This is a genomic window from Tabrizicola sp. (genome assembly GCF_030694085.1).
GTDB lineage: Bacteria > Pseudomonadota > Alphaproteobacteria > Rhodobacterales > Rhodobacteraceae > Tabrizicola.
In genome coordinates this window covers 15,617-40,553 of the sequence record NZ_JAUXZE010000077.1, presented here as the reverse complement: position 1 = coordinate 40,553, position 24,937 = coordinate 15,617, and the positions used below count along the sequence as shown (strand labels likewise).

General features: G+C 58.2%; 23 protein-coding genes and 3 pseudogenes. 8 read left to right on the top strand and 18 right to left on the bottom strand.

Features of this window, described 5'->3' with window-relative positions:
* Positions 1 to 670, top strand: a 670-nt coding sequence (locus Q8M85_RS18250; RefSeq protein WP_305547225.1) for a type IV secretory system conjugative DNA transfer family protein, incomplete at its 5' end; no start/stop codon positions are given.
* 247 nt (positions 671 to 917) lie between these two features.
* Positions 918 to 1,031 (top strand): annotated as a pseudogene (locus Q8M85_RS23445) (phage tail protein); the annotation flags it as partial.
* 268 nt (positions 1,032 to 1,299) lie between these two features.
* Here Q8M85_RS23445 and Q8M85_RS18245 read toward each other — a convergent pair.
* The gene (locus Q8M85_RS18245) at positions 1,300 to 2,295 is read right to left on the bottom strand and encodes an acyltransferase (protein WP_305547223.1); all 996 of its coding nucleotides are present in this window, start codon (positions 2,293 to 2,295) and stop codon (positions 1,300 to 1,302) included.
* Between the two features lie 275 nt (positions 2,296 to 2,570).
* Here Q8M85_RS18245 and Q8M85_RS18240 point away from each other — a divergent pair, with 275 nt between their 5' ends.
* Complete coding sequence (locus tag Q8M85_RS18240; RefSeq protein ID WP_305547221.1) at positions 2,571 to 3,020, top strand: hypothetical protein; 450 nt, start codon at positions 2,571 to 2,573, stop codon at positions 3,018 to 3,020.
* Positions 3,021 to 3,023: 3 nt separating this feature from the next.
* Here the strand turns inward: Q8M85_RS18240 and Q8M85_RS18235 are convergent, their stop codons facing one another.
* Complete coding sequence (locus Q8M85_RS18235; RefSeq protein ID WP_371135305.1) at positions 3,024 to 4,082, bottom strand: tyrosine-type recombinase/integrase; 1,059 nt, start codon at positions 4,080 to 4,082, stop codon at positions 3,024 to 3,026.
* On the opposite strand from Q8M85_RS18235, the pseudogene Q8M85_RS18230 reads away from it, so the two are divergent.
* From Q8M85_RS18230 to Q8M85_RS18215, 4 genes and pseudogenes are all read left to right on the top strand, one after another.
* A pseudogene (locus Q8M85_RS18230) lies at positions 3,981 to 4,187 on the top strand (hypothetical protein); the annotation flags it as partial. The gene Q8M85_RS18235 and the pseudogene Q8M85_RS18230 overlap by 102 nt on opposite strands.
* 68 nt (positions 4,188 to 4,255) lie before the next feature.
* Positions 4,256 to 4,804, top strand: coding sequence for a hypothetical protein (locus tag Q8M85_RS18225; RefSeq protein ID WP_305547219.1), 549 nt, complete (start codon positions 4,256 to 4,258; stop codon positions 4,802 to 4,804).
* 54 nt (positions 4,805 to 4,858) lie between these two features.
* On the top strand, positions 4,859 to 5,539 hold the full coding sequence (locus Q8M85_RS18220; RefSeq protein WP_305547218.1) for a D-Ala-D-Ala carboxypeptidase family metallohydrolase: 681 nt from the start codon (positions 4,859 to 4,861) through the stop codon (positions 5,537 to 5,539).
* Positions 5,539 to 5,796, top strand: coding sequence for a hypothetical protein (locus Q8M85_RS18215; RefSeq protein ID WP_305547216.1), 258 nt, complete (start codon positions 5,539 to 5,541; stop codon positions 5,794 to 5,796). The genes Q8M85_RS18220 and Q8M85_RS18215 overlap by 1 nt, the downstream gene beginning before the upstream one ends.
* A gap of 204 nt (positions 5,797 to 6,000) precedes the next feature.
* Here Q8M85_RS18215 and rfbA read toward each other — a convergent pair whose 3' ends face one another.
* The 10 genes from rfbA to Q8M85_RS18165 all read right to left on the bottom strand — a co-directional run bounded on the left by rfbA (position 6,001) and on the right by Q8M85_RS18165 (position 16,657).
* Positions 6,001 to 6,873, bottom strand: coding sequence for a glucose-1-phosphate thymidylyltransferase RfbA (rfbA, locus tag Q8M85_RS18210; protein ID WP_305547214.1), 873 nt, complete (start codon positions 6,871 to 6,873; stop codon positions 6,001 to 6,003).
* On the bottom strand, positions 6,870 to 7,724 hold the full coding sequence (gene rfbD, locus Q8M85_RS18205; protein WP_305547213.1) for a dTDP-4-dehydrorhamnose reductase: 855 nt from the start codon (positions 7,722 to 7,724) through the stop codon (positions 6,870 to 6,872). The genes rfbA and rfbD overlap by 4 nt, the downstream gene beginning before the upstream one ends.
* Positions 7,721 to 8,767 (bottom strand): dTDP-glucose 4,6-dehydratase, encoded by a 1,047-nt coding sequence (gene rfbB / locus Q8M85_RS18200; protein ID WP_305547212.1) that lies wholly within the window; start codon positions 8,765 to 8,767, stop codon positions 7,721 to 7,723. Before rfbB ends, rfbD begins: the two co-directional genes overlap by 4 nt.
* A gap of 3 nt (positions 8,768 to 8,770) precedes the next feature.
* Positions 8,771 to 9,331: a dTDP-4-dehydrorhamnose 3,5-epimerase gene (gene rfbC, locus Q8M85_RS18195; protein ID WP_305547209.1), complete on the bottom strand. Its 561-nt coding sequence runs from the start codon at positions 9,329 to 9,331 to the stop codon at positions 8,771 to 8,773.
* Positions 9,332 to 9,367: 36 nt separating this feature from the next.
* Positions 9,368 to 10,438, bottom strand: coding sequence for an EpsG family protein (locus tag Q8M85_RS18190; RefSeq protein ID WP_305547207.1), 1,071 nt, complete (start codon positions 10,436 to 10,438; stop codon positions 9,368 to 9,370).
* Positions 10,438 to 11,424: a glycosyltransferase family 4 protein gene (locus Q8M85_RS18185; RefSeq protein WP_305547205.1), complete on the bottom strand. Its 987-nt coding sequence runs from the start codon at positions 11,422 to 11,424 to the stop codon at positions 10,438 to 10,440. The genes Q8M85_RS18190 and Q8M85_RS18185 overlap by 1 nt, the downstream gene beginning before the upstream one ends.
* Before the next feature lie 89 nt (positions 11,425 to 11,513).
* The gene (asnB, locus tag Q8M85_RS18180; RefSeq protein WP_305547203.1) at positions 11,514 to 13,487 is read right to left on the bottom strand and encodes an asparagine synthase (glutamine-hydrolyzing); all 1,974 of its coding nucleotides are present in this window, start codon (positions 13,485 to 13,487) and stop codon (positions 11,514 to 11,516) included.
* Positions 13,475 to 14,734 (bottom strand): glycosyltransferase, encoded by a 1,260-nt coding sequence (locus tag Q8M85_RS18175; protein ID WP_305547201.1) that lies wholly within the window; start codon positions 14,732 to 14,734, stop codon positions 13,475 to 13,477. The genes asnB and Q8M85_RS18175 overlap by 13 nt, the downstream gene beginning before the upstream one ends.
* Positions 14,731 to 15,675, bottom strand: coding sequence for a glycosyltransferase (locus Q8M85_RS18170; protein WP_305547199.1), 945 nt, complete (start codon positions 15,673 to 15,675; stop codon positions 14,731 to 14,733). Before Q8M85_RS18170 ends, Q8M85_RS18175 begins: the two co-directional genes overlap by 4 nt.
* Before the next feature lies 1 nt (position 15,676).
* A complete protein-coding gene (locus Q8M85_RS18165) occupies positions 15,677 to 16,657 on the bottom strand; it encodes a GNAT family N-acetyltransferase (RefSeq protein WP_305547198.1) in 981 nt (326 codons plus the stop codon).
* Positions 16,658 to 17,106: 449 nt separating this feature from the next.
* Between Q8M85_RS18165 and Q8M85_RS18160 the strand changes: the two are divergent.
* A pseudogene (locus Q8M85_RS18160) lies at positions 17,107 to 18,184 on the top strand (IS630 family transposase).
* Between the two features lie 245 nt (positions 18,185 to 18,429).
* On the opposite strand, the gene Q8M85_RS18155 reads toward Q8M85_RS18160, so the two are convergent.
* The 6 genes from Q8M85_RS18155 to tviB form a co-directional block, all read right to left on the bottom strand.
* Positions 18,430 to 19,482: a glycosyltransferase gene (locus tag Q8M85_RS18155; RefSeq protein ID WP_305547197.1), complete on the bottom strand. Its 1,053-nt coding sequence runs from the start codon at positions 19,480 to 19,482 to the stop codon at positions 18,430 to 18,432.
* Positions 19,470 to 20,969 (bottom strand): O-antigen translocase, encoded by a 1,500-nt coding sequence (locus tag Q8M85_RS18150; RefSeq protein WP_305547195.1) that lies wholly within the window; start codon positions 20,967 to 20,969, stop codon positions 19,470 to 19,472. The genes Q8M85_RS18155 and Q8M85_RS18150 overlap by 13 nt, the downstream gene beginning before the upstream one ends.
* Positions 20,966 to 22,060 carry a DegT/DnrJ/EryC1/StrS aminotransferase family protein gene (locus Q8M85_RS18145; RefSeq protein ID WP_305547193.1) on the bottom strand — a complete coding sequence of 365 codons (1,095 nt, stop codon included), beginning with the start codon at positions 22,058 to 22,060 and terminating at the stop codon, positions 20,966 to 20,968. The genes Q8M85_RS18150 and Q8M85_RS18145 overlap by 4 nt, the downstream gene beginning before the upstream one ends.
* Positions 22,057 to 22,473 carry an FdtA/QdtA family cupin domain-containing protein gene (locus Q8M85_RS18140; RefSeq protein WP_305547191.1) on the bottom strand — a complete coding sequence of 139 codons (417 nt, stop codon included), beginning with the start codon at positions 22,471 to 22,473 and terminating at the stop codon, positions 22,057 to 22,059. The genes Q8M85_RS18145 and Q8M85_RS18140 overlap by 4 nt, the downstream gene beginning before the upstream one ends.
* A 336-nt stretch (positions 22,474 to 22,809) precedes the next feature.
* The gene (locus Q8M85_RS18135; RefSeq protein WP_305547189.1) at positions 22,810 to 23,280 is read right to left on the bottom strand and encodes a GNAT family N-acetyltransferase; all 471 of its coding nucleotides are present in this window, start codon (positions 23,278 to 23,280) and stop codon (positions 22,810 to 22,812) included.
* 382 nt (positions 23,281 to 23,662) lie between these two features.
* Positions 23,663 to 24,937: a Vi polysaccharide biosynthesis UDP-N-acetylglucosamine C-6 dehydrogenase TviB gene (gene tviB / locus Q8M85_RS18130; protein ID WP_305547187.1), complete on the bottom strand. Its 1,275-nt coding sequence runs from the start codon at positions 24,935 to 24,937 to the stop codon at positions 23,663 to 23,665.

The following is a 24,937-nucleotide window of genomic DNA, read 5'->3' as shown; positions in this document are numbered from 1 at the left end:
GCGCCGTTCCCTGCAGGGCGGCGCGGGCGTGAAGCTCTACCTCACCCCGTCCGAGCAGAAGACCATCGAAGAGTTAAGCCAGGCCGTGGGCAAGACCACCAAGCGCGTGGTCACGCGGTCCCGCGCCGTTGGTCGCAATCCCTTTGAGGGGCGCAGCGTTTCCGAGCGGACAGAGGACACTCAGCTCCTGACCGAGGATCAGGCCCGGCGCATGGACCTCGACGAGGTGATCCTTGTGATCGACGCGCAGATGCCGATTCGGGCGCGGCGAATCAAGTATTTCGAGGATCCAGCGCTACGGGTGCTGCACGCAGGTCAGGCGGGGAGTTTCCCATACCCTGACGAGGACGGGCTGCGGCGAGATCGCCAGATGTCTGAGACAAGGGAGGCCATGGAAAAGCTGAAACTGGAACTGCAAGAGGTGCGGGCGGCTGCGGGAGCGCAGGGAGCTGCAAAGGCACCAGCTGAAGAGCCCCTCACGGAGCCACATGTTCCAAAGCCTGAAATCCCAGGTCGGGCGCGTGGCCGAGCGGCTCGGGCTGCTGCGGGTAGTGCCGGAGCAAGTCAATTATCCTTCGATCCGGTGGGGCTGGGACTCAGAGAAGCTGACCGAGCGGAACTGGCGGCAGCGGTTCAGACGACACGGGCGATCATTGCAGAATATGCGTGATACGGAGACGCAGGTCTTGCGGTTCAGGAGATGGGATGGATCACGCGTTTGATGGTGCTTCTTTCGCCGCAGCCACAGAATGCGAACATCTTCCCAGGAGTTGCGGCAATCCGCACGGACGCTATGGTTTTCCATCTTCTGGCACCATGGCCTCCCACTCAGTGGTAAAGATCGCCAGTTTAATCAATTGCACTGCTTCAGCTCGCAATTTCGTCGATGACGGCTTGGCGTTCCACCAGAGAAGGTTGAGCAACTCTGTCCACTCATTCTGATGGAAGCATGGACCGTGCGCGATACAGTGACATTCCGTCTGCAAACCTCACAACTTGCACTGGACGCGGGCGATGTGTTGCGCTTCTAACGGTAAGATCAAGACTTTCGGGCACCGCGGAAGCGTGGCCTTATCGAATAAGGTAAGTGCCCAATAGGAGCCCAACGGTTAATTTGTACGGGATTAATGTCCACGAAGTGCGTGTCGATGCGCATCAGTGCACGACTTCGAGCAAAGTCAATTATCCTTTTGGGTTCCGATGTGACGCTCAAGGACACTCATTCGGGTGTTGATGTGGCGTTGAGGTAAGCAGGCATCCATAAATGAAGATACAATCTCGATCATAATCATATTAAGCTTACATTCGCAAAGATAAAGAATTATTTTGAATTCTCTTGTAAATTTGCATTATTGGACGCTCAAAAGTTGCGTAATACAGAACCCCAACAAAAGTGCAAACAATCACAGATGCAATGATGGCGATCAACCATTCAGAACCCAAAAGACCAAAAGCACGCGACGTCAGGGAAAGAAGTGGATTGTGCGTCAGATAAATCGCGTACGATGCGGCTCCACCGAACACGAGCCAGGACGGTACAAAGAACCGCCCTGCCTCCTCGAATCTACAAAGACATGGCAACAAGGAAGCTATGGAAAGCCCAATCAACGCACTTTCATCTCGGTCAGCGCCCAAGACCAGAAAAGCAAAAAGAAACAAAGAAGATAAGCTTACTGACCAAGCTGTAGATGTCTTGTGCTTTGAGAGGAAAAATGACGCGGCCGCCACGCCCGCTATGAATTCAAGGTTTATCGGAGCAAGGGCAATCTTCAGAACTGGCAGTTCCGGGGCCAACCAGATGGGGCCTAGAATGATCGCCAAACCCCACAGAGCCAATCCTGAAGATATCTGGCTTGTGAAGAAGAGCGTTGCGTAGATGAGGTAAAAAACCAGCTCGTGCTGCAATGTCCACGCCACGCTGAGTGCGGGGGGTGCTTCAGTCGGGATTAACGTGAGAGTTGAAAGCCAGCTCCAGCTCCGTCCACTGTCACTCAGGGCAGGTAGCAGAGTGTAAGCAACTGCAAGAGCCACACCAACCGGCCAATACGGTAAAAGTATCCGCCCAAGACGATCGAGTGCAAATTGAGGTGCAGGCCTTGGCTTGAGTGACATCGTGTAGTGAATGATGAACCCGGATAGAACAAAAAAGAAATCAACGCCAAGGTAGCCATACTCAAGAAGGCTGTACACAAACCAAGGTGGAGTTTCGACGAACGCCGCCACACTGATAACCGCATGATGCAAAACGACAGCCATTGCCGCCATGAATCGACCAGCTTGTAGCGTGTTTATCATCAACAATCCCTGCACCCAGGGCCGTAGCCAAGACGAAGACGTTTTATGCCTTCACCAGCCCGACCACAACTGAAGGCTCGCCTTGGAGGCAGTGTTTTGGCCTACACAAGCCAACATGCACCGCGTCTCGAGCCGCTGACTTATGGCAACAAACCCACCGGACGCATTACGTTGGCTCTACGTCAACGCAGCGCGACCAAATGCGATAGCTCTTACAAACCAAAGAAGATTGATTTGCTCTTTTGGTATGGCGGCAAGGGGCCGCCGGTAACGACGTGGCCGCCCTAAGCCGGTGGACTTGTCCAGAAACAGCCCATGGACATCCTGCCGATATTCCGGCGTGCGGGACGGGGCCGCCATCAGCACATCAGCGCACCAGGCCGCTGGAAGAAACCGAATGGCTCTACATCACCGCGCCGGTCGAGGGCGTCTTGATATCCGTCGGGGATGTGTTGCTGCTGGGCGAAGATGTGCAGCGCTTCGAGGACACGCATGATCTTTTCGGCAGGATAGCAGTGGGCGGTGGGCTCAGCGAAGAGTGCGACTACGATTGGCCAGGAATGAATGCCGAAATCACGCGTCGCGTCTTCGAAGAAGGCCTGCTGCCTTCGCAATCCGCCTGGATCCGAGAACTTCAGGATTGGTTCGATGCCCGATCCGAAGATGGCGCTTCCCAGATGAGAACGTCATCGGTAGGCGGCTTAAACCCATTCTTGCGGCTCTGAAATTCAAGAAACCGAAGCGCTAGAACGCTTCCGTCTGCTCTGGGATAACGGCGTCGCAGACGTTGGGTCAGCACTGTGGACGAGGCGTGGCTTTGGCGTGAAGGCACTCGCCACAGCATTCACGCCTGCGCGCAGGGGTGTGTCCATCAGATGCGCATAACGCTGGGTCGTTTGCATCTGGCTGTGACCAAGCAGCTTGCCGATCATCTCAAGCGATGCGCCGCCGCTTACCAGCAGAGAGGCAAAGGTATGGCGCAAATCATGGATGCGCACGTCCTCGATACCGGCGTCGGCCTGAATTCGGCGCCAGAACCGCCGGACCTCCTGCACAGGTTGGCCCAGCGTGTCTCCCGGAAAATGCCAAGGGCAGTCTGGAAAGACATTCTGACGGCGTAGCCGTACTATCGTTGCTGCCTCGTCGGAGATCGGCACACGGTGCACGCGGCGCTGCTTCGTCGTGGTCGCAGGCTTTGTCCATGTCGGGCGCTCGAGATTGAAGCCCTCGAACTTCGCCTGTCGCACCTCCCCAACGCGGGCACCTGTCAGCACGCACAGTAGGATGACATATGCAGCACGCATGTCGTCGGCCGCATCGAGCGCCGCGGCAAGACGTGGGATTTCTTCTTGTGAGAGAAATCTTTCGCGCGGCGTTTCCATTCGACGAAGAAAGCCCATGGCGGGATTGTCATCACGCCAGCCCCACTTTGCGGCATAGGCGAACATCTTCCGGACAACCTCGCCAACAGGATTTGCGCGCACGGGCGTGGGCTTGGCACCCTGCAACTTCCGGACCCGGTTCTTGGGTTTTGCTTTCGAGGGTCTTTCGTGCCCATCCGCAATCTTCGTCAGCAGCAGTTTCACGTCATAAGCGCTGACTTCGGCGACCAGCATCTTGCCCCAAGCGGGTGCAATGAGCCTTTCCATCATTGAGCGCTGATCTGCGGCGCTCACCTTCGCCAGATGCGGCACGTGTACCTCGATGTATCGGTCGATCAGATCGGTGATACGAACTGGCGGCAGCGCTTGGGCGCCTTCATCGGCGGCTTCGATGCGGGTCAGCACCACCGACGGCTGCGAGGGTTCCAGGCGACGCGGGCCCATGTGAATGCGCTGATTGCAGCATCCGGTCCGGACATTACCGCCCGCGCGCGCTGGCTCGTGCGCAACCGGCCGAGACACCCGATCCCGCCAATTATGCCATTTCCTGCGGCATTGACTGGCTGGGGCCCGACAAGGTGCGGATTTCCATTACGGCGATCACCACCGACACTACTTTGACACTCGCCTCCGACCGCCGCACGATCCGCACCTCGGTCGCCCCGCCCGGCGCAGGCCCCGCCGAGGTGATCGTGCCCACCGGCGCGCGCTATGCCCTGCCTTGGGTCGAGGTGTTCGGCACGGGGCACCAGACCGATATCGAGATCGCCAGCCTCGAACGCCTGCCGCTGGCCTCCGTCCCCGTCGCCCGCACCTTCTATGTCACCATGGAAGGCCGCGACAGCAATGCCGGAACTTCGCTTACCGTGCCGCTGGCCACCGTCGCCGAAGGCCTCGCCCGTGCAGCCGCCCTCGGTCAGGCCGCCGTCACCATCATTCAGCCCGGCGAATACACCGTCCCGCGCGAGACCGTGATTCCCGCCAATTGCGCACTCTATGGATATGACCTCCGCGTCACGAAGCTGCGCCTGCTCTCGGGCAGCAGTCAGGAACGCCAAGGCGTTTGTTGCAAACTGGGCGCCCAAGGGTGGGCACGAGGTCTGAAGACGTCGGTGAACAAAAACTAATGCGCGGGCTGGATACCGCCGGCTTTTTTCTATCCATCTCAACAAGAGGGCGTCATGCCTGAATCGATCCGAACGTTCCGCCATTTCCGCGAAGTGCCGGAGAGCGCCTGGCGCTGGGGGAACTTTTCACCAGCGGAGATTGCCTGTCGCGGCACCGGGCAATTAAAGCTCCACCCTGAGGCCATGGACAAGCTGCCGGCCCTGCGCGATCGGCTGGGCAAGCCGCTGATCGTCCGCTCTGCTTATCGTTCGCCCGAACACAACCGTGCAGTGGGCGGCGCGAAGGGGTCGAAGCATACGGACGGCACGGCCTTCGACATTGCAATGGCGAACCACGATCCAGTCGCCTTCGAGAAAGCCGCGCGGGAGGTGGGATTCCTCGGCATTGGGTATTATCCCCGGTCCGGTTTCATGCACATCGACCTTGGGCCAGCGCGGACTTGGGGCGAGGAGTTCCCAGCACGGGCGGTGCCCTTTGCACGGGAACTACCGCCCGCCCGCGAAGTTTGGCCGAAAGCCGGAAATTGCGGGGCGCAGGGTCAGCAGGGGTTGCGACCATGGGCGCGGCGGCTGTCGATGTCGCGCAGGAATTCCTCGCAGAGGTGCAGGGGGGCGGTGCTGCCGCTTGTACCCCATCTCGAAAGCTTGCGCTGGATCTTCATCGCGCTCGCGCTGTCAGGCATTAGCGTGGCGATCTGGGCCCGGGTCGATGACTGGCGCAGGGGGATGCGGTGATGCTGGGCACCATGCTGGCCGCGCTATTCACCCGACCTTGGGCGCGGCGGATCATCGGAGCGGCGCTCGCCGCTCTGACCGCCGTGCTGTTCCTCTTCAACCTGCGCCGTGCTGGCGAGCGCGCTGGTCGCGCAGCCGAACGGTTCGAAACCCTGAAGGCTGTCACTCATGCTCAACGCCAGATGCTCGAAGAAGCGGCACGCCGTCCTCGCAGTCGGGATGATCTTCTTGACCGGCCACGCGACGGGGAGTTCTGAGCACGGCGCACGAACATACTGCCCGCCTGTAGTCGAATACAGCCGTGAAGAGCAGCGGCGGGTGGCGGATGAAGTTGAGGCTCTGCCCGAAGACGCAGTCATCATCGGCTGGCTTGCGGATTATGCCATGCTCAGGGGGCAGCTTGAACCTTGCAGATAAATGTTCGTGTTATGCTCTAATTCGGCTTCTTCAATTCCGCTTCGTCACCGAATTAGGCTGGCCAAGTAAGCACCATAGGCGGTTTTCCCGAACAGATCTGCACGGGCGACCAACTGCGATCCGTCAATCCAGCCTGCCCGAAAGGCAACTTCATCAGGAGACCCGACCTGCAACCCCTGCCGCTCCGTGAGGGTTCGGACGAAGTTTCCAGCGTCCAGCAAGCTGCCATGCGTGCCCGTGTCCAGCCAGGCAAAGCCCCGACCCATTTTCTGCACGCTGAGCATGCTATCCTGAAGGTAGCTTTCCAGCAGGCTTGTGATTTCCAGCTCACCGCGTGGTGAAGGACGCACGTCCCTAGCACGTTCGGCAGCGCTACCATCCACGAAGTAAAGACCGGTGACCGCATAGTTCGAAGGGGGCACGGGCGGCTTTTCAACGATGCTTTTCACCTTACCGTCGACATCGAAATCCACCACACCATAGCGCTCGGGATCGGCAACACGATAGCCAAAGACTGTTGCGCCCATTGTGGTTTTTCCTGCCTCTTGCAGCAACTCCGGCAGGCCGTGCCCAAAGAAGATGTTGTCACCCAACACCATGGCGGCGGGGGCGCCCGCCAGAAACTCCTCGGCCAGAATGAAGGCCTGAGCCAGTCCATCAGGGCTTGGTTGCACCTTATACTGCAGTGCGATGCCCCATTGGCTGCCGTCACCCAAGGTACGGATGAATTGGTCTTGGTCATGGGGCGTGGTGATGACCATGATGTCGCGAATGCCGGCTAGCATCAGCACCGTCAGCGGGTAATAGATCATGGGCTTGTCATAGATCGGCAGGAGCTGCTTCGAGACACCCATCGTGATAGGGTAAAGTCTCGTGCCTGACCCACCGGCCAGTATGATCCCTCTGCGCTCGGTCATGTGGTAAACCCCAGTTCTGTCAATGTGTCGGTCAGCCCTGTGCGCCAGTCAGGGCGGGTGATGCTGAACGTCGTTTCCATGGTGCTGCAATCCAGCCGTGAATTCAGCGGTCGGGAGGCAGGCGTGGGATAGTCCCGCGTCGGAATGCCCTGAACGCGTGTCGAACGGCCTGCCGCCCCGAAGATAGCGCGCGCAAAATCGCACCAGCTTACATCGGGTGCGCCACTGAAATGGTAGGTGCCCGATTTCCCCGGATCGACCTGAAGCTGCCGGGCGAGTTCAAGACAAGCGGCTGCAATGGCCCGTGCAGGCGTGGGCCCGCCGATCTGGTCGTCGACCACGCGCAGTTGGTGATGGGTTTCTGACAGGCGGAGCATGGTCTTGACGAAGTTGGTGCCATGGGCGGAAAACACCCAGGATGTGCGCAAGATTGCGTGGGACGCACCCGTGGCGCGAATACCCTGTTCACCCGCGAGCTTGCCTCGGCCATAGGCATTTTGCGGCGCGGTCGCATCGTTCGGGGCAAACGGGCGCGTGCCACCGCCGTCAAACACGTAATCCGTGGAGATATGCACCAAAGGAATGCGCAGCGCGGCACAGGCTTCGGCCATTGCAGCAGGGGCCGCGCCGTTGATTGCGGTGGCAAGAGCCTCCTCTGCCTCGGCCCGGTCAACGGCCGTGTAGGCGGCGGCGTTGATCACAGCAGTGGGCCGGTGGACACGGATGGCTTCAGCACAGGCAGAAGGTTTGGCAAGATCAACCGTGTCCCGGCCCAAGGCCTGCACAGGCGCGAGACGCCGCAACTCGGTGGCCACTTGGCCGCTGGTGCCGAAGACGAGAATCCTGTTCATGCCCTGCCGAGCCGCTGCCCCACACCCTGGCGCCCCAAGAGCGGGCGCCACCAATCTTCGTTTTCGAGATACCAGCGCACCGAGCGTTCCAGACCTTCTTCCACGCTCACAGAGGGGCGCCAGCCCAGTTCCGTACGAATGCGCGACGGGTCGATGGCATAGCGCGCATCATGACCGGGCCGATCGGTGACGAAGGTGATCAGATCGGCATAGGCGCCGGTTTCCAGCGGTCGCAGCCGATCTAGGATGCCACAGATGGTTTGGACCAGTTGCAGGTTTGTGCGCTCATTCTCGCCGCCGATGTTATAGCTGCGCCCGACTTGGCCCTGGCTGACCACCAGTAGCAGCGCATCGGCATGGTCTTCGACATAGAGCCAATCGCGAACATTGCTGCCATCGCCATAGATCGGCAACGGCTTGCCGGCGAGTGCGTTCAGAATGACGACCGGGATCAGTTTTTCGGGGAAATGGTAGGGGCCGTAATTGTTCGAACAGTTGCTCAGCACCACGGGCAGGCCATAGGTTTCGTGCCAGGCGCGCACCAGATGATCTGACGCGGCCTTGGAGGCGGAATACGGGCTGCGCGGGTCATAGGCCGTGGTTTCGGTGAACTTTACTGACGGGTCTGAAGGCAATGAGCCGAACACCTCGTCTGTCGAGATGTGATGAAAGCGAAACCCCTGGGGCCTGCCTTGCGCCATCCAATATTTGCGCGCTGCTTCCAGCATGTTGAACGTGCCGGTGATGTTCGTGTCGATAAAGTCGCCCGGACCGTCAATCGACCTGTCCACATGGGATTCGGCTGCCAGATGCATCACCGCGTCAGGGCGATGCGCGGCAAAAATGCGATCAAGCGCTGCTCGGTCACGAATATCCGCAGGTTCGAAAGCATAAAGCGGGCTGTCTGCAATAGCGGCCACGTTTTGCAGGCAAGCCGCATAGGTCAGCGCATCAAGGTTCACCACATGATGACCTCGCGCCACCGCCAGCCGCACCACAGCAGAACCGATGAAGCCAGCACCGCCTGTGACAATAAGTTTCATCGCTTATCCTTCGAACTCAAACGGGCTACAAAGATCGGCCAGAAGCGGGGCGTTGGCGTCTTTCTCGCTCAGAATAGCATCTTCGATGATCGGCCATTTGATACCTATAGCCGGATCATCCCAGCGCAGTCCGCCCTCGGCTTCAGGCGCAAAGTAATCACTGCATTTGTAGACGATTTCGCTGTCAGCCTCGAGCGTGACAAAGCCGTGGGCAAAACCCGCCGGAATGTAAAGCTGCGCACCATTCTCAGCACTCAACGTGAAACCCGCCCATTTGCCATAGGTTGGGCTGCCACAACGGATATCGACTACCACGTCGAAAATCGCGCCGCGCCCACAGCGCACCAACTTCGCCTGCGCTTGCGGAGGCGCTTGGAAATGCAATCCTCGCACGGTGCCAACTGCCGCAGAGAGCGAGTGGTTGTCCTGGACAAACGCAACATCAACGCCGAGCGAGGCATAGGTTCGGCAGCTGTAGGTTTCCGCAAAAAACCCACGATGGTCGCCGAACCGCTTCGGCTCAATTAGGATGACGCCCATTAGACGCGTGCTGTGCACTCTCATAGCAGAGGTCTTATCTGAGAAAACTGGGCAATAACATCAGAAACCGACCGGATCGCCACCAGGGAAACCAAAGATCCAAGTCTGATAAGGGATGTAGCACTGCTGGAAATGGTAGGACAATTGCGACCAGACTGTGAAGACCAGAAGCAACCCGAGGTAAGGCACGGCAGAATGGAAGGCCGCGTTCCGGCGGAACGGCAGGAACGGGAGACGGGCGAAGATCATCGTTTGGATGGGGATGAGATAGTATCCGAACCTGTCACCGATGACGGTCGAGATCGGAACGAGGAGAAACGCCAGCGCCATGCCGATCGCGCCGATACTTGCGAGGCTGTAATCTTTCGGAGACGCACCCATCCACGTCTTACGCACAAACATAAAAAAATACAAAGCTGAGAGACCGAGGATTCCGACCCTGAAAGCCGCGCCGGCAGCGTCGATACCACTATCGATATAGCGGCTTGTCGCCACCTCCGCGGCTTCGCTCGAGGCAAGAAAATAAGCGCCAGGAAGCGCAAGAATTGCTGCCAGCATCAAGCGGCCGCGTGTGTAGCGGCCCGTAGCAACAGTGAGCAGTAACATGAAAATCAGAGCGCTGGAATGGAACCCAGCGGCGAGCACGATCAAGATTGCATATTTCAACGGACGCCGATCAATGAACGCCGTGAAGGCAATACATATTAGCCCAATGGCTGCCCCCTGACGAATGCCTGACATCGGCATGTTGATGATCAGGATCGGAAACAAAAGCACGAGAAACCCGAGAGGGTCCGGCTGCCGGCGGGCAAGAACGTGTACACCGGCAAAGAAAACCGCACTCGAGATGACGTTTGCCACTGGATACGGCAAACCGCTTTCGTTGATCCAGGCAAGAATGGCCCACCAGATCGGCTCCTGAATACGTGTCAGGATCGACCAGTCAAAATTGGCAGTACCAGCATACTGAAAGTAGTATCCCGACCAATCGCAGCCAACCTGATAACGAAATGCGGAGAACAGGAAGAGGCTGAAAAGAACAACAGCATAGATCTGCTTGCGTGCGCCGCCCTGCTTTGCGAGGGCATATCGCAACAGAAACAGAAAATTCGTGAGGCCAAGATACAGCATCAGCGGCTTTTGCCCGTACTGGCCACATCTCGCAACATCTGCGCCACGCGCGGCCCCCAGACCTGAAGGGAATAGTCGCGCTCGACCTTCCGACGCCCTGCTTCGCCCATCCGCGCCCGCAAGTTGGCATCGCGCAATAGAGTCTGCAGCGCCTCTGCCCATTCTGCGTCCGAAGAGGCGAGGAGCCCGTTCACCCCATGCTCAACGATCTCGGCATTGACGCCCACGGGCGAGGCGATAACGGGAATGCCGCAGGCCATATACTGGATGAGCTTGTAGCCGCATTTCCCGCGCGCCCAGGGCGTGTCGGTCAGGGGCATGATGCCGATATCCATCTCATGGATCCGCATGACCTCGGACTCCTCGGTCCAAGGCAGGTTATCGAGCAGGGGATACGCCGCGGCTGCGCGGCCTGCGCCGACGGCGGCAATCCGACCCCCGGCAGCCTCGGCCGCCTGTGTCAGAAGCGGCAACTTCGGAGCCATGTATTCGGTCCAGGTGCTGGGGGTGCCGATCCAGCCGATCGTTGGGCCGCTTGCCGAGAAGGTGTCGGGCCGTAGGGTGTAGGCCGTCAGATCCACAACGGTGGGGACGATCTCTACCTGTTGCGCTCCGGCCATCTTGGCACGGTCCGCCAAGTAGCAGTTCCCCGCCGTGACAAGCGAAGCAGACGCCATGAGTCTGTCGAGCTTTCTGCCCAGCAGCCGCCGAACAGCTGCGGATGGATGCAGGTCATAGCGATGAAAGACCGCATCGTCGTAGTCGACCACGAGCGGAACAACCCGCGGCAACATGGCGCATTCTAAGGCCCATGGCAGCCAGGGCAGCGCCTCCTTTTCCAGCCACATGATATCGGCGTGACCTGCACGGATCAGCTGCCCGGCCCGACGCGCATAGGCGACCAATGTTGTGGCGAGGGTCGGGCTACCCGAATAGAGGCGGCGAAGGTAGTTGTCATCAAAGAACGGCTGGAGCGATGAGCTCATGCCCTGCAAGCCCAAAGGCCCTGCATATTGTATCAGCCGCAAGCGACTGGAGGCCCCTGACCTTTCATAGCGGGTGAGCATCAGGGCTTTCACGCGACGTGGGCCCTCCACGCCATCAGCATCAGCACGATCCAGAGCCGGTGGCTCCAGTCCCGTCGGCCTGACAGATGTTCGGCCCAGGTCTGGCGGACTGGTGCGGGATCAATCAGACCATCGCGCCGCAGATTTTCTTCCGATAGCAGATCCTCGGTCCAGCCGCGCAACGGCCCGCGCAGCCAATCCCCCAACGGGATCCCGAAGCCGGTCTTCGGCCGTTCGATCAAATCGCGCGGGACGTGCCGATAGAGGATCTGTCGCAGCGCCCATTTGCCCTGACCGTCGCGGATCTTCATCTGCGATGGCAGCCGTGCCGATGCTGCGAGCACATCAGGATCGAGGAAGGGAACGCGGGTCTCAAGGCTCACAGCCATGGCAGCCCGGTCAACCTTGCAGAGGATATCGTCAGGCAAATAGCTCCGCATGTCCTGCGACATCATGCGGCCCGCTGCGTCATCGGCCATGGATGCAGGAAGTGGGTCATCCAGCAAGGTGTGACCCGCCCCTCTCAACCCGCTTACCATCCTCTCCCCCGGCCATTCCGACACAAGACTGCGATAGAGATCGTCCACCGTCCGTACATCGCGCAGCCTTGCGGCGAGCCTGTGTGCTTTGTCACCCGGCCTTGTCACCCGACCCCCGGTCAAAGTTCCGATGCTGTCCCAGGCGGCAACCGGAACGGTAGCAATTGCACGGCCCAAGCCTTGGCGCAGCGGATGTGGCATCCAGTCCAGACGACGCCAGATGCGTGGACCCCAGAAATAGCGACAGTATCCGCCGAAGAGTTCGTCCCCCGCGTCGCCGGACAGAGCCACGGTCACATTGCTGCGGGCTGCCTTGCAGACAAGGTGAGTCGGAATCTGCGACGAATCCGCAAAGGGCTCGTCATACATCTCGGGCAGCAGTGGAATGACCTGACGCGCCTCGGTTTCGGTGACGGTCAGTTCGGTGTGATCGGTACCCAGATGCCGCGCGACGGCTGCGGCAAAGGGCGCTTCGTTGAAGGCCGGGTTCTCGAAGCCGATGGTGAAGGTGCGCACCGGGCGAGGCGATTGTGCCTGCATCAGCGCTACGATCAGGGAACTGTCGATCCCGCCCGAAAGAAACGCCCCCAGCGGGACATCGGCGATCATCTGGCAGCTGACGGCCCGGCGCAGCGCCTCATCGACTGTCGCCAGCGCCTCGGCCTCGGTCGCAAACCGGGTTCGCGCGCCGCTTTCGATCATCTCGTTCAGAGACCAGTAGCGCCGGATCGACAACGACCCGTGGCTTTCACCAGGGCGCAGGGGGGCATTCGGCGCAGCCGCGGGCAGCGCGCCGTCAACGGTCAGGATGCAGCCGGGTTCGAGCTTGTAGACCCCGGGATGGATGCTGCGCGGCGCGGGGACATAGGCAAAGCGCAGATACTGGGCCAGGGCCTGGCGACAGACGTCGTGCGGAAAATCGGGATGCTGGCGCAGCGCCTTGAGTTCCGATCCGAACACCAAGTCCCGGCCCGCCCACCCCCAGTAGAGCGGCTTCTCTCCGATCCGGTCGCGGGCGAGCGATAACCGCCTATCCCGCCGTTCCCAGAGCGCGATGGCGAACATGCCCGCGCTGCGGCGCAGCGTATCATCCAACCCCCAATGCGCGATCCCCGCCAGAAGGGTTTCGGTATCCGAATGCCCCCGCCAGTCAGGCGCCGCCCCCGCGGCCGCAAGATCGCGGCGCAGGTCGAGGTGGTTGTAGATCTCGCCGTTGAAAGCCATGACAAAGCGGCCGCAGACAGACCGCATTGGTTGGGCGCCGGCGGGACTGAGATCAAGGATCGACAGCCGCCGATGGCCAAGGGCAATGCCGTCTTCCGCCCAAATCCCGTCCGCATCCGGCCCGCGGTGAACGAGGGCCGTAGTCATCTTCTGAACACGGCCATGCAGGGAGTCTGTCGCCCGCTCCCGAGGGGCAAGGATCCCTGTCAGTCCGCACATGAGAGGTCTCCATCGGTCAAATGATGATACAGCCGCGCATAGGAGGCTGTGCCGGCCTCCAGTGAGAAGACCTCTTCTGCCGCCTTGCGGCAGCGGGAGGCAAGATCGGGATCCTCCAGCAATGCCAACAGTTCCGACCAAGCCGCCGACATGGCCTGCGGGTCAGGCCCTTGGGCCAGGACACCCACCCGGTAGTCGCGGATAACGCGGGCCACATCCCCCACGCCGTCATTGGCCACGACGGGCAGGCCGCAGCCGAGGATTTCGGCCATCCGGGTGGGCGAACGGCCCAGTTCAGAGACCTGCCCACCGGCATAGAACATCACCGACGCCGTCTGCCCCTGCAGCACACGCTGCACATCCTCGGAGGCCGAGGCTGCGATCCGCAGCCGTTCGCCCAAACGCCCATCCGGGTCAAGCGCTGCCCGCACATCAGCAGGATCGTCTCGCGTCGTCAGCTCAAAGACGACATCCGGATCGCCTGCGGCTACAACGGAGATGAACGAGGCCAACCAATCCAGCCGGAACCAGCCACTTAGCACCGTACCAAGGCAACCGATGATCTGGCGCGGCGGGCGCTGAACGGCCGGCACGAAGCGATCAAGGTCAGCGCAGGTCGGGATCACGGCGACCCTCTGCCCGGCCATTTCTGCGGGATAGGTGCGATTGAGGTGATCGACCGCTGCATGAGTCAGCGAAACCACCGCGCCCGCCCGCCGAAGACAAGCGCGTTCCGCCGCGACGATGGCGCGGTGTAGCAGCGATCCGCGCCGCAGCCGCGCGGCGGTGATGAGTTCCTCAGGCCAGAGAGCGCGCATGTCAAAGATGAAGGGCGCAAGGGTCAACCATGATACGATCATCGCCACAGATGCGGGAATATAGGATCGCGCATGGATCAGCTGAGCCCCTTGGCCCCGCACCTCGCGGCGCACGAGCCAGATCATCCGCAGCATCGACAGCGCCGGGGCGATCATCTTCGGCCGCGGCCGGAACCGCTGTGGCAGCCAACGAATGCGCAATCCTTCGCATTCAGCGCGCACTCGAGAAAATCTTGTCAAATCAAGAAGATCTTCATTTTTCTCATAAGTAATGAGGGTAATGTGAAAATTTTGAGAAAGTCCTCGCAAGTAAGAAAAAACTTGACTTTGGCCAAGCGGCTCAAGAAGACCGTTTCTTGTTAAGTATATCACCTGCGGCATACTTGGGAAATTCCCTGCATCGTGCACGATTTCTTCGACTATAATCATTTTCGAGTTCCGAAAACTTCACTTGCCAAAAGCGCAATAAACGCCTTGAAATTCCACTTTTGTTTGAGCGAAAGACGGAGGAAGTCATTGTAAAATTTGCCTCCATCAGCCCACCGAAGACTCAAGTAAATACGAGATTTTCGAAATTGAATTAGAGAAGCTTTCTTCGGGTATTTCGACACAATAATTTCTGATGACATCAAATGGTCTTGAATTTCTCGGAGTGACGGCGTGCGGATATCGAAGGAAGTAACATTACTTGAGTGTCTTCTGTGCCGAGCCAGCACCTCGTTTATAAAATTTATTCGCCCTCCACCTGCAAGCGTTTCAACCCAAAAAAGCCAATCCGACGCTATCGGAATGCGTTCATCAAAGCCGCCCGTCGGTGCGGCAGATCGACGAACCATACTTGATACTCCGCCGTTAAAACATCCATACTTAATAGCCAAATTCACATTTCCCTCAAGAGGACGGTCCACTTCACTCTTAAGGTAGATCTTGACATAATCCTCTGTGCGGAAGTACTCTAAATCATGATAGCATATAACACAGTCTGGATGACACTCCATAAAGCGAACTTGCTTGAAGATCTTCTCGGGCAACATAATATCATCACCGGACATCCAAGAAATGTATTTTCCAGAGCATCCCTTGAATGCTCGATTGTGGTTTTTAGTCACCCCTAAGTTTTCGGTCGCATGGCATAGCTTAATTTTATTTGGAAACCGCGAAACGTATTGCTCAACAATTTCTCTCGTGCCATCTGTTGAAAAATCGTCCGCCACGACTATCTCTAAATTCTCATAAGTCTGTGCAAGGACCGATTCTATCGCCTCTGCGACGAATGCAGAATGATTGTAGGTGATTAATGCAACGCTTACCAAAGGCTGCGCATGATAGTCCGCAAGGTTTGAAGCTAGTTCAGCGGTTGTCTGCATCATCTCAGGTGTCCTTTTCAGCACTTCGGGCGAGAGCGGCAATGTCAGAAATATCTAACTCATAGTGATCAAGCACTATGGTCCTAGCGCCAAAGCCTTCTTTTTGAAATACAAGGCCTTCATTTATAGACTGTCCGTCGCGGCCACTTGATGAGCCAAAACTCATAAATTGGAATTCGGGCGCGCTTCTATCAATTATTTCAGAGATTACGAAATCTAGCGCACCAAGATTACGACCCTCTTCTGAGCAGGCTAAATATTGCGTATGCAGTACATCACCAAACTTGAACAGCCAAGTTCCTGCCAGAAGCCGGTCTTCTCGTCTTGCCACAGCTAGCTTTATGTTGTCTGGGAATCTAGACTGTAGCAGGCGCATTTCCTGCAATGAATGAACCGGAGTCGCATTATGCCGGACGAGAACCGAAGATAGAAGTTCATGAAAATCCGATAAAAAATCGCCTTCCTTCATCTCCAAGCCCGCACGAAATGCTTTCTTAACACCGGACAGCCGCTTCTTCGACATTTGCGGCCGATTTCTAAACTTAATCACAGACGATAAATCCCTTCGTACTAAACGAGCTCCAAGGGAAAACAACACATGCAAATCATCTTCAGATGGGTACTTCTGGAAAATATGCGGAACAGGCTTGTAATAAATCTTCGAAATATTGCGCTGTTGGTAGAACTCAACCAACGCTATCATTGCGTCACGTACGTCACTTAAACGCTGCTCGAAACCATAAATTAGCCCTCCGTAGGTCAAGCCGGCATGGCTGAACACGGTGTCACCGACTCGATTCGCGGGAAAGACTGCAATTATTTCATTTCCCTTCCTAATAACGGTTGAAAAGTCCTGATAACGATGGCGGTGATACGACATAAAATCCATCAAGTGCATGAATGTTCCATTGCGGGATCGCAAAATGAACTCATTCCACTCCTTAACAACCTCTTCCGCAAAGAAATGGACACTCATTTCAAGCATTTCAAACCCCATTCGATTGATTTTGTGCTGCAGCTGCCCACAAGATACGCATATTCTATCCAGCGGGCGTCATTACAGTACGCTCGGAACATTCTGATTCGCTTTTCAATTATCTTGCGCCGCAAGCTTTAGTTCCAAACCCTGAACAAGCAAAAGAGAGATATCGTTTAGGATCATCTGATCAACGCACTCGGCAGCGCCGGGATCGCGGCTTGATCGCTTCCGGGACCGCAAGAAGGGTCGTTGGATTTTGCGGCTTCGGGACCGCTGTTTGGGCGTCTTGACGGTTTTAGGGCAGCCTCGTCCTCATGCCATGAGCCTGAGTCGTACCAGGAACTGGTTGCCGAGCGCGAACAGCGTGGACAGTAGCGCGTTGTTTTTGGTGAGACCTCGGTAGTGTTCGCCGCCTGACGGAGGATTCCCATTTGCGGGTGTGTCAGTGTCGAGGTGTGACACGCGAGGACATCTGCATTTATCCTGGCCCCGCCGAGCGTGCGCAGCTGGAAGCGCTGCTCACCGACCGCAACACGTCCCGGAAGGTTGTCTGGCGCGCCGGCATCATATTGGCGACAGCCGACCGCTGGGGCACCAACGAGATCATGCGGCGCGCAGGAACGTCCAAGCCCACCGTCTGGCGCTGGCAGGCGCGCTATCTTGGCGAGGGTGTGGCCGGGCTCAGGCGCGACAAGACCCGGCCGTCCCGGGTGCCTCCGTTGCCCCGGGAGACGCACCTCAAGGTGATCGCAAAGACTGTGCAGGAAAGCCCGCCCAATGCCACGCACTGGAGCCGATCCCTGATGGCCGAGGCGGTGGGCATCTCGCCGTCGAGCGTCGGCCGCATTTGGGCGGAAGCCGGTCTCAAGCCGCACCTGGCAAAAGGTTTCAAGGTGTCGAACGACCCGATGTTCGAGGAGAAGGTCACCGAGATCGTCGGCCTCTACCTCGATCCGCCTGACCGGGCGGTGGTGCTCTGCGTCGACGAGAAGTCGCAGATCCAGGCGCTCGACCGGACCCAGCCGGGGCTGCCGCTCAAGAAGTGCCGCGGCGCCACCATGACGCACGATTACAAGCGGAAAGGCACGACGACGCTGTTCGCGGCGCTCGTTGTGAAGTCGGGCATGGTCATCGGTGAATGCATGCCGCGCCACCGGGCGAAAGAGTTCCTGGCCTTCCTGCGCCGCACCGTCCTCAAGTCGCGCGACGTGCATCTGGTGCTCGACAACTACGCGACCCACAAGACGCCCGAAGTGCAGGCGTGGCTCACGAAGCATCCGCGGTTCAAGCTGCATTTCACGCCAACCAGCGCATCGTGGATGAACCTGGTTGAACGCTTCTTCGCGCAGATCACGGCCCGACGCATACGCCGGGGCAGTTACTCCAGCGTCGACGATCTGGAGGATGCGATCTACGACTACCTGCTGCAACACAAAGCCGAAGCCCTTCATCTGGAGCAAGTCCGCCGAGGATATCGTCTCCCGGGAACATCGCGCCCTGGACGCCCTCGATGCGATCCGCGGAAATCGGTAAAAAGCGTTAGACTCAGAACAGTAGCAAGTTTTCACGTTGCCGAACTGACGCTTTATCATCCGGAAGGGATGTTCTACCATCGCGATCACACGGCTGATCTGCGCGTCGACTAGATGCAGATCGCTGCCCTTCAGCGCCTGCGCACAACCTCCAAGGCAATATCCTCCGGGTAAGCGGCAGGAATTTTTCATGGCGCCGATTGCGTAATGATTTGCCTGCAGAAGCAAATTAAATTCGCATTCATTCTATCGCCATTTTTTTGCTGCACCTAGGAAAAATTTATAATAGCGCGAAGATTTAAATCCGCATGCTATTAGTGAAAACTTTACTCGACGCAAAATTGATGCATTTATTGGATAGAAAATCACCAGATTGATACAAAATTTAATACATTCAAAATTGGACATATTTCGGTGCTCTGGGATAATGAATCTTCCCAGCACAGCGATGCGCCTCCGGAGAAACTTTTCCAGCTTCTTTTTATTCTTGGCGCTTTCGTCGATCCGTATTAAATCATGCAAGGAATTGCAAGAGGCAACAATTCTGCTTCGAACGAGGCGGTTCCATCGGGCGGGCGTATGCACCTGTAAATCATTACTGGAGCTACTTTCATATCGTCCCTGGCGAACAAGCGGAATAGGAATGTATTCTATCGAACCAGAGAGAATAGCCCTCACGGATAAAACCCCATCCTCAATTATGCTGCCTCCAAATAGCGGATCATAATCCTTGAACAGTTCTATCGCATAAGCACAGGTAGGAGCAAAGAACGCAACATTCGGCCCTTTCAAGAGCAAGTCGATCGCTCCACTTTCGTGATCAGCTAATGGCGGCGTTAAACGCTCAACTCCATTACTAGTCATCACTTCCATATCACTATGAACTAACACGGCCGTCTGCCCCGCCTTTGTCCATCTTTCGACGATGGCTTCGCAGCGATTAGGAAGGGAAGTATCGTCTCCAGCCGCGACGACAATTAATGCCCCTTTGGCAATCGAAGCGACGGCGGAGACATGCAGTGCTGTGCCAAGATTTACTTCACTTCTTCTGATTAATATCTTATGCGGTCCGTGATAATCTTTCGCGATAGTTTCCATGAGTTGGAATGTTTTATCGGTTGAACAATCATCAGACATGATGATCTCTAACGGCGAATAATTTTGCGCGAGCCCGGCTGCTAAAGCGTCACGGATACAGTGTTCTTGCATATATCCAAATACAGCGAAGGTCACGAGGGGGAGTTCCGCCGTGCCGTCGGGCAGGTTCGTGTTGCCGTAGGTGCGTATCACAGCGTCCATCTATTCATCCTTTCCCCCAAACGTGTGATGCGGCCTAGGCGGCCGCCTGCTCCCGCCATAGTTGACAGGCGCAGCAGCGCCCAGATGCCCGTGGCCAGCGCCAGCCCCAGGCCCAAGACCGCGCCCAGCAGCTCGGACGAGCGCGACGCGATGTCCACCGCCACCGCGGCGCCGATCACAGCCAGCGCCTGCGCCTTGACCGCTCGGGTCCAACGAAACCCGATCATCCGCCCGCCCAGCAACCAAACCAGTGGCAGATACGCAACATAGAGCGCGAGGAAGGCCACTCCTGTGGCAGTGACGCCCATCAGCGGCAAGCCGATCAGCACACCAAGGACAAAGACGCCCATCCCCAGTGACTCGGTCAGGATGAAGGTCTTGCCTGCCCCCACCGCGAGAAGAACGAAACCCAGCGGCCAACTCATCACCTTGAGGATGTCACCCAGAAGCTGCCAGCGCAGGATCTCGACGGCAGGGGCGAATTCGGCGGAATAGAGCAAATGGATGACCCAGGGCGCCAGGCCGAGCATCGCCAGCAGCACCGGCGCGCACAGCAGCAGCGCGACCTCTGTCTGTTCGTTGACAAGACGGGTGGCGGTGGTGCGGTCGCCGATCGCAGCCGTCAGGCGCGGGTAGTAGTCGGTTCCCATCGCACTGAGGACAAAGCCGAGATAGGTCATCCCGATCGCCGAGGCTGCCTGGAACTGCCCTAGAGCTTCGGTGCCCAACTCTCTCTGCACCAGGGTTCGCGCCGCGAGGTGACCCAGCGTCGTGACAAGCCCGCTGAACATGAACGCAAAGCCCAGCGTCAGCATTGTTTTCCACTCGCGCGCCATCTCAGGCAGGCGGATCGGAGGCCCGGCGGGGGCGCCAAGGCGCGCAACATAGAGGTGTCCGAGCATGAACGTGACAACCGGCGCGATCAGGACCATTGCGATCAGTCCCTGCGCGCCCCAGAGCCACAGTGCCAGAATGCCGAGAGCGGCTCCGATGACCCCAGCACCGGCATTGATCCGCGCGATATCGCCGATCCGGCGCAAACCGGTCAGCAGTGCGCCCTGCGACCCAGCGGCGACAGTGAGCGCAACGCCAAGCGATAGCCAGGCCACATCGTTCGCGCGAGTCTCATCAGCCAAAATCACCCGCGCGATCCAGCCGCTGGCCAGCCAGAACAGGGCCGCCCCGGTCAGGGCAAGAAGCATCGTTCCCCAGAACAATGCGCGGCGCGTGCGGCCTACTGCAACGTCTCCCCCCGCGGCATGGGCTACCGCGATCTGCCGGGTGCCGACGTTGCCTAGCCCCATCGCAGCAACAGACGAGGACGTCTGGATCAGGCTCAGATACAGTCCGATCAGGCCAACGCCCGCAGGCCCGAGCAGCAACGCCACGACCTTCATCTTCACAAGGCCCACAGCAATGTTTATGACCTGTGCCCCCCCGATGATCGAGGAGGAGCGCAGGATCGTGCGGTACGATGATCCGCTCAAACCGCCGCCCTGACTGCGTCGATCACCTGCGCGGCATCTGCCAGCGGGAACTGCGGCCCTATCGGCATGCTCAGCACTTCGCCCGCCAGTTGCCGGGCCAGCGGCAGGGCATCGGGGGCAAGACCCAGATCCGCATAGGCCGCCTGCATATGTGGCGGGATAGGGTAGTGGATCAGCGTGCCAACCCCTCCTTCGGCTAGCCGTTTCTGCAACCCGTCACGGTCAGGCGAGCGGACGACGTAAAGGTGCCAAGCAGGCTCGGCCCAGTCGGGAACATGTGGCAGTATCAGCCCGCTGTCCCGCAGCCCCTCGGCATAAGCACCGGCAATCGCACGGCGGCGGTCTGTCCAGGCATCCAGATGCGGCAGCTTGGCCTGCAGTACGGCGGCCTGGATCGGGTCAAGGCGCGAGTTAACGCCCTGCACCTCGTTCACGTATTTCACCCGGCTGCCATAGTTGCGCAGCACGCGGATGCGGTCGGCCAGATCGGCGCGGTTCGTAGTGATGGCCCCGCCATCGCCCAGAGCACCCAGGTTCTTGCCGGGATAAAAGCTCCAGCACACCACATCGCCATGCGCGCCGATACGCCGCCCCTTGTAGCGCGCGCCATGAGCTTGGGCCGCATCCTCGATCACCGAAAGGCCGTGCTGGTGGGCCAACGCAAGGATCGGGTCAAGGTCGGCAGGCTGGCCATAAAGATGAACGGGCAACAGCGCCCGCGTGGCCGGGGTGATCGCGGCGGCGATGCGGGCGGTGTCGATGTTGTGCGTCGCGGGGTTGGGTTCCACCGGAACTGGCCGCGCACCGACTGCCGTTACCGCCAGCCAGGTGGCGATATAGGTGTTCGACGGCACGATCACCTCGTCGCCCGGGCCGACATCAAGCGCCCGGAGGGCGAGGATCAACGCATCAAGCCCGTTGGCAAGACCCACCGCATAATCTGCCCCGCAATAGGCCGACCATTCGACCTCGAACGCGTCGACCTCGGGCCCGAGGATATACCAGCCGCTGTCGAGGACACGATGGATGGCCGCGTCTATATCGGTCTTGAGCGCACGGTAGGAAGCGCCGATGTCGAGAAATGGGATCATCGAGTTTTATCTTTCAGAGCTTGGAGGAAATCGTCATAGTTTCGAAGATAGTCCGACTCGTCATAGCGATGAGATGCTAGGACCATGCAGACAGCACCTTGGCTGAAGGAATCCATTTCACGCCAGATCAGCTTGCTGAGATAGAGTCCCCTGCGTGGGTCACGCAACCAATATTCGGATCTGGCACTTCCGTCGTCAATCTTCATGCGGAAACTTCCGGACAAAGCAAAAACAACCTGTTCCAACTCTCGATGCGCGTGCCCTCCACGGTTGGAGTCCACCGGTACGTTGTAAAGGTAGTATGCACGCGCGATTTGAAACGGTATGTGAATGCCCCCCTCTACGAAGGTCAGGTCTCCGCGGGGATCATGGATCTGCGGAAGTTGGATTTCAGTGACCGTTCCTCGTTTCATTCGATCTTCTATCATTATTTCCCCATAGTTTGATTCTGTGTTGATGCCGACCTATACCCGCGCAAATAGTAATAGTGGCAAGCATACAGATCTTCTTTCATCACTACGACAGAGTTTAGGCCGATGCAGGCACGGAGACTTCGAGATATTTTGTCTTCGCCCGTCTAACGACCTGTGCCTCAAGCGGAACAAGTATATTTACTTCCTGCTGCCCTTACGAGTCATGTCTTGATTGAAAATGCAGTCCAGCATCAAACGTAACTTGTCGACAAAGGCGGAATTCCTGCGTTGTCCATTAAATTTTACCATAGCAGAGGTCGGGTCGGTCATAATTGACTAGGTTCCGGGTCGCTCTATGGCCATTTCCATGCGAATTACTTCAGACTCGTCCTTACAAACGGCCGAAAAGCCCCAGCGTTCGTAACACTTCACTGCGATTTTGTTTTCGACACTTACGCGCAACCAGATTGTTTGAATCTCCCTATCGACAGCTTTCGATGCCACAAAATCAAACATTTGTCGTCCCACCCCCCGTCCACGAAGCTCTGTAGGGTAGATATACCCCCAGTACTCCGCAGTATGCAAAGACGGATCAATATGCTTCAAACCACAAGCACCAACCCACCCCTCAAATGATTTTACACCCAAGATGTAATAGTCTGTACGCTGACTTAGCGAAGCAAACCAAGCTTCTTGAGCATCTTTTTCAATCTGTTCAGCCATTATGAGGCGCCGGAAATCAGCGTTACTGAACCATTTTCGGGAAACTTCAAGGAATGAGCGGTCAATTTTTTCAAAATTAATCATTAAAGTTTTCTCCTTAGAAAATCGGTTTGTATGCTTACGTGCCAGATACGCGTCGCGTTCAGTCTGCTCAAGATGGCGGGCTTGGATTGGGCGGTGCCAGACTACACCATACTGTACGGGCGGCAGAAAACGCTGTCCTAAACAGAGAGCCCCTGACCGCCGAAATCCGCATCCCGCTGATGAACCGTTTTTCTGGTATTGAAACGGTCGAGATCGTCCTCGGTGCCTGAGCCAGAGGGGTAAATCATGCCTCAGGTCTGACCTGCGCAACGACGCTCAGCACGATCAGTGCAGAGGGCGTAGAGATAGTCCGCACCCTCGGTCCAGATCTGGAGCAGCGTCGGGTTCCGACCCTCGACCTGGTCTAGGCTTTTGGGAACCATCACAACCTCAGGTCACTCTGGTCGCGCGCAAACACGCTTTTAATATCACAAAACATGGCCCCGTCGCGACCATAGCTCCTCAATGCGTCCGGTCCTGACACGCGGAATGCGTCATGTGCCACCGCCAGCACGATACCGTCGTAAGCACCAGCCTCAGGCGTGCCGATCAGGTGCAGCCCGTATTCGTGCCGCGCCTCTTCGACATCGGCCCAGGGGTCGTGGACATCGACCTGCACGCCGTAGTCGCGCAGCTCTGCAATCACATCGACCACGCGGGTGTTGCGCAAGTCGGGGCAGTTTTCCTTGAAGGTCAGCCCCAGCACTAGCACCCGCGCCCCCTTGATCGCGATCCCCTTGCGGATCATCGTCTTTACCATCTGGCCCGCTACATAGGCGCTCATCCCGTCGTTGATCCGCCGCCCGGCAAGGATCACCTGGGGATGATACCCCAGCGCCTCGGCCTTGTGGGTCAGGTAATAGGGGTCCACGCCGATGCAGTGGCCGCCGACCAGACCGGGGCGGAAGGGCAGGAAGTTCCACTTCGTCCCTGCGGCCTTCAGCACGGCCTCGGTATCGATGCCTATCCGGTTGAAGATGATGGCGAGTTCGTTGACGAGCGCGATGTTGAGGTCGCGCTGGGTGTTCTCGATCACCTTCGCGGCCTCGGCCACGCGGATCGACTCGGCCTTGTAGGTGCCAGCCGTGATGATGCTGGCATAAAGCGCGTCGACCTTGTCGGCGATCTCGGGGGTGGAGCCCGAGGTGACCTTGCAGATCGTGGTCAGGCGGTGCGCCTTGTCGCCGGGGTTGATGCGTTCGGGGCTGTAGCCGCAGAAGAAATCGAGATTGTATGTCAGGCCCGAGACGCGTTCGAGGACGGGCACGCAATCTTCTTCAGTCGCACCGGGATAGACGGTCGATTCATAGATGACGATGTCGCCCTTCTTCAGCGCCCGGCCCACGGTTTCGGACGCCTTGATGAGCGGCGTCAGATCGGGCCGCTTGTGCGCGTCGATGGGCGTGGGGACAGTGACGATGAAGATCGTGGCGGCGTTCAGGTCGGCCGGATCTGCGGTCAGGGTCAGGTGCCGCGCCTCGGCCAGTTCCTCGGGTGGAACCTCGCGCGTGTGATCGCGGCCCGCGCGCAGTTCGGCGATGCGGTCGGGCTTGATGTCGAAGCCGATGACCGGGCGGTGCTTGCCGAATTCCACGGCAAGCGGCAGCCCGACGTAGCCGAGGCCGATAATGGCAAGAGTGCCGTCAGGAATGTTCAT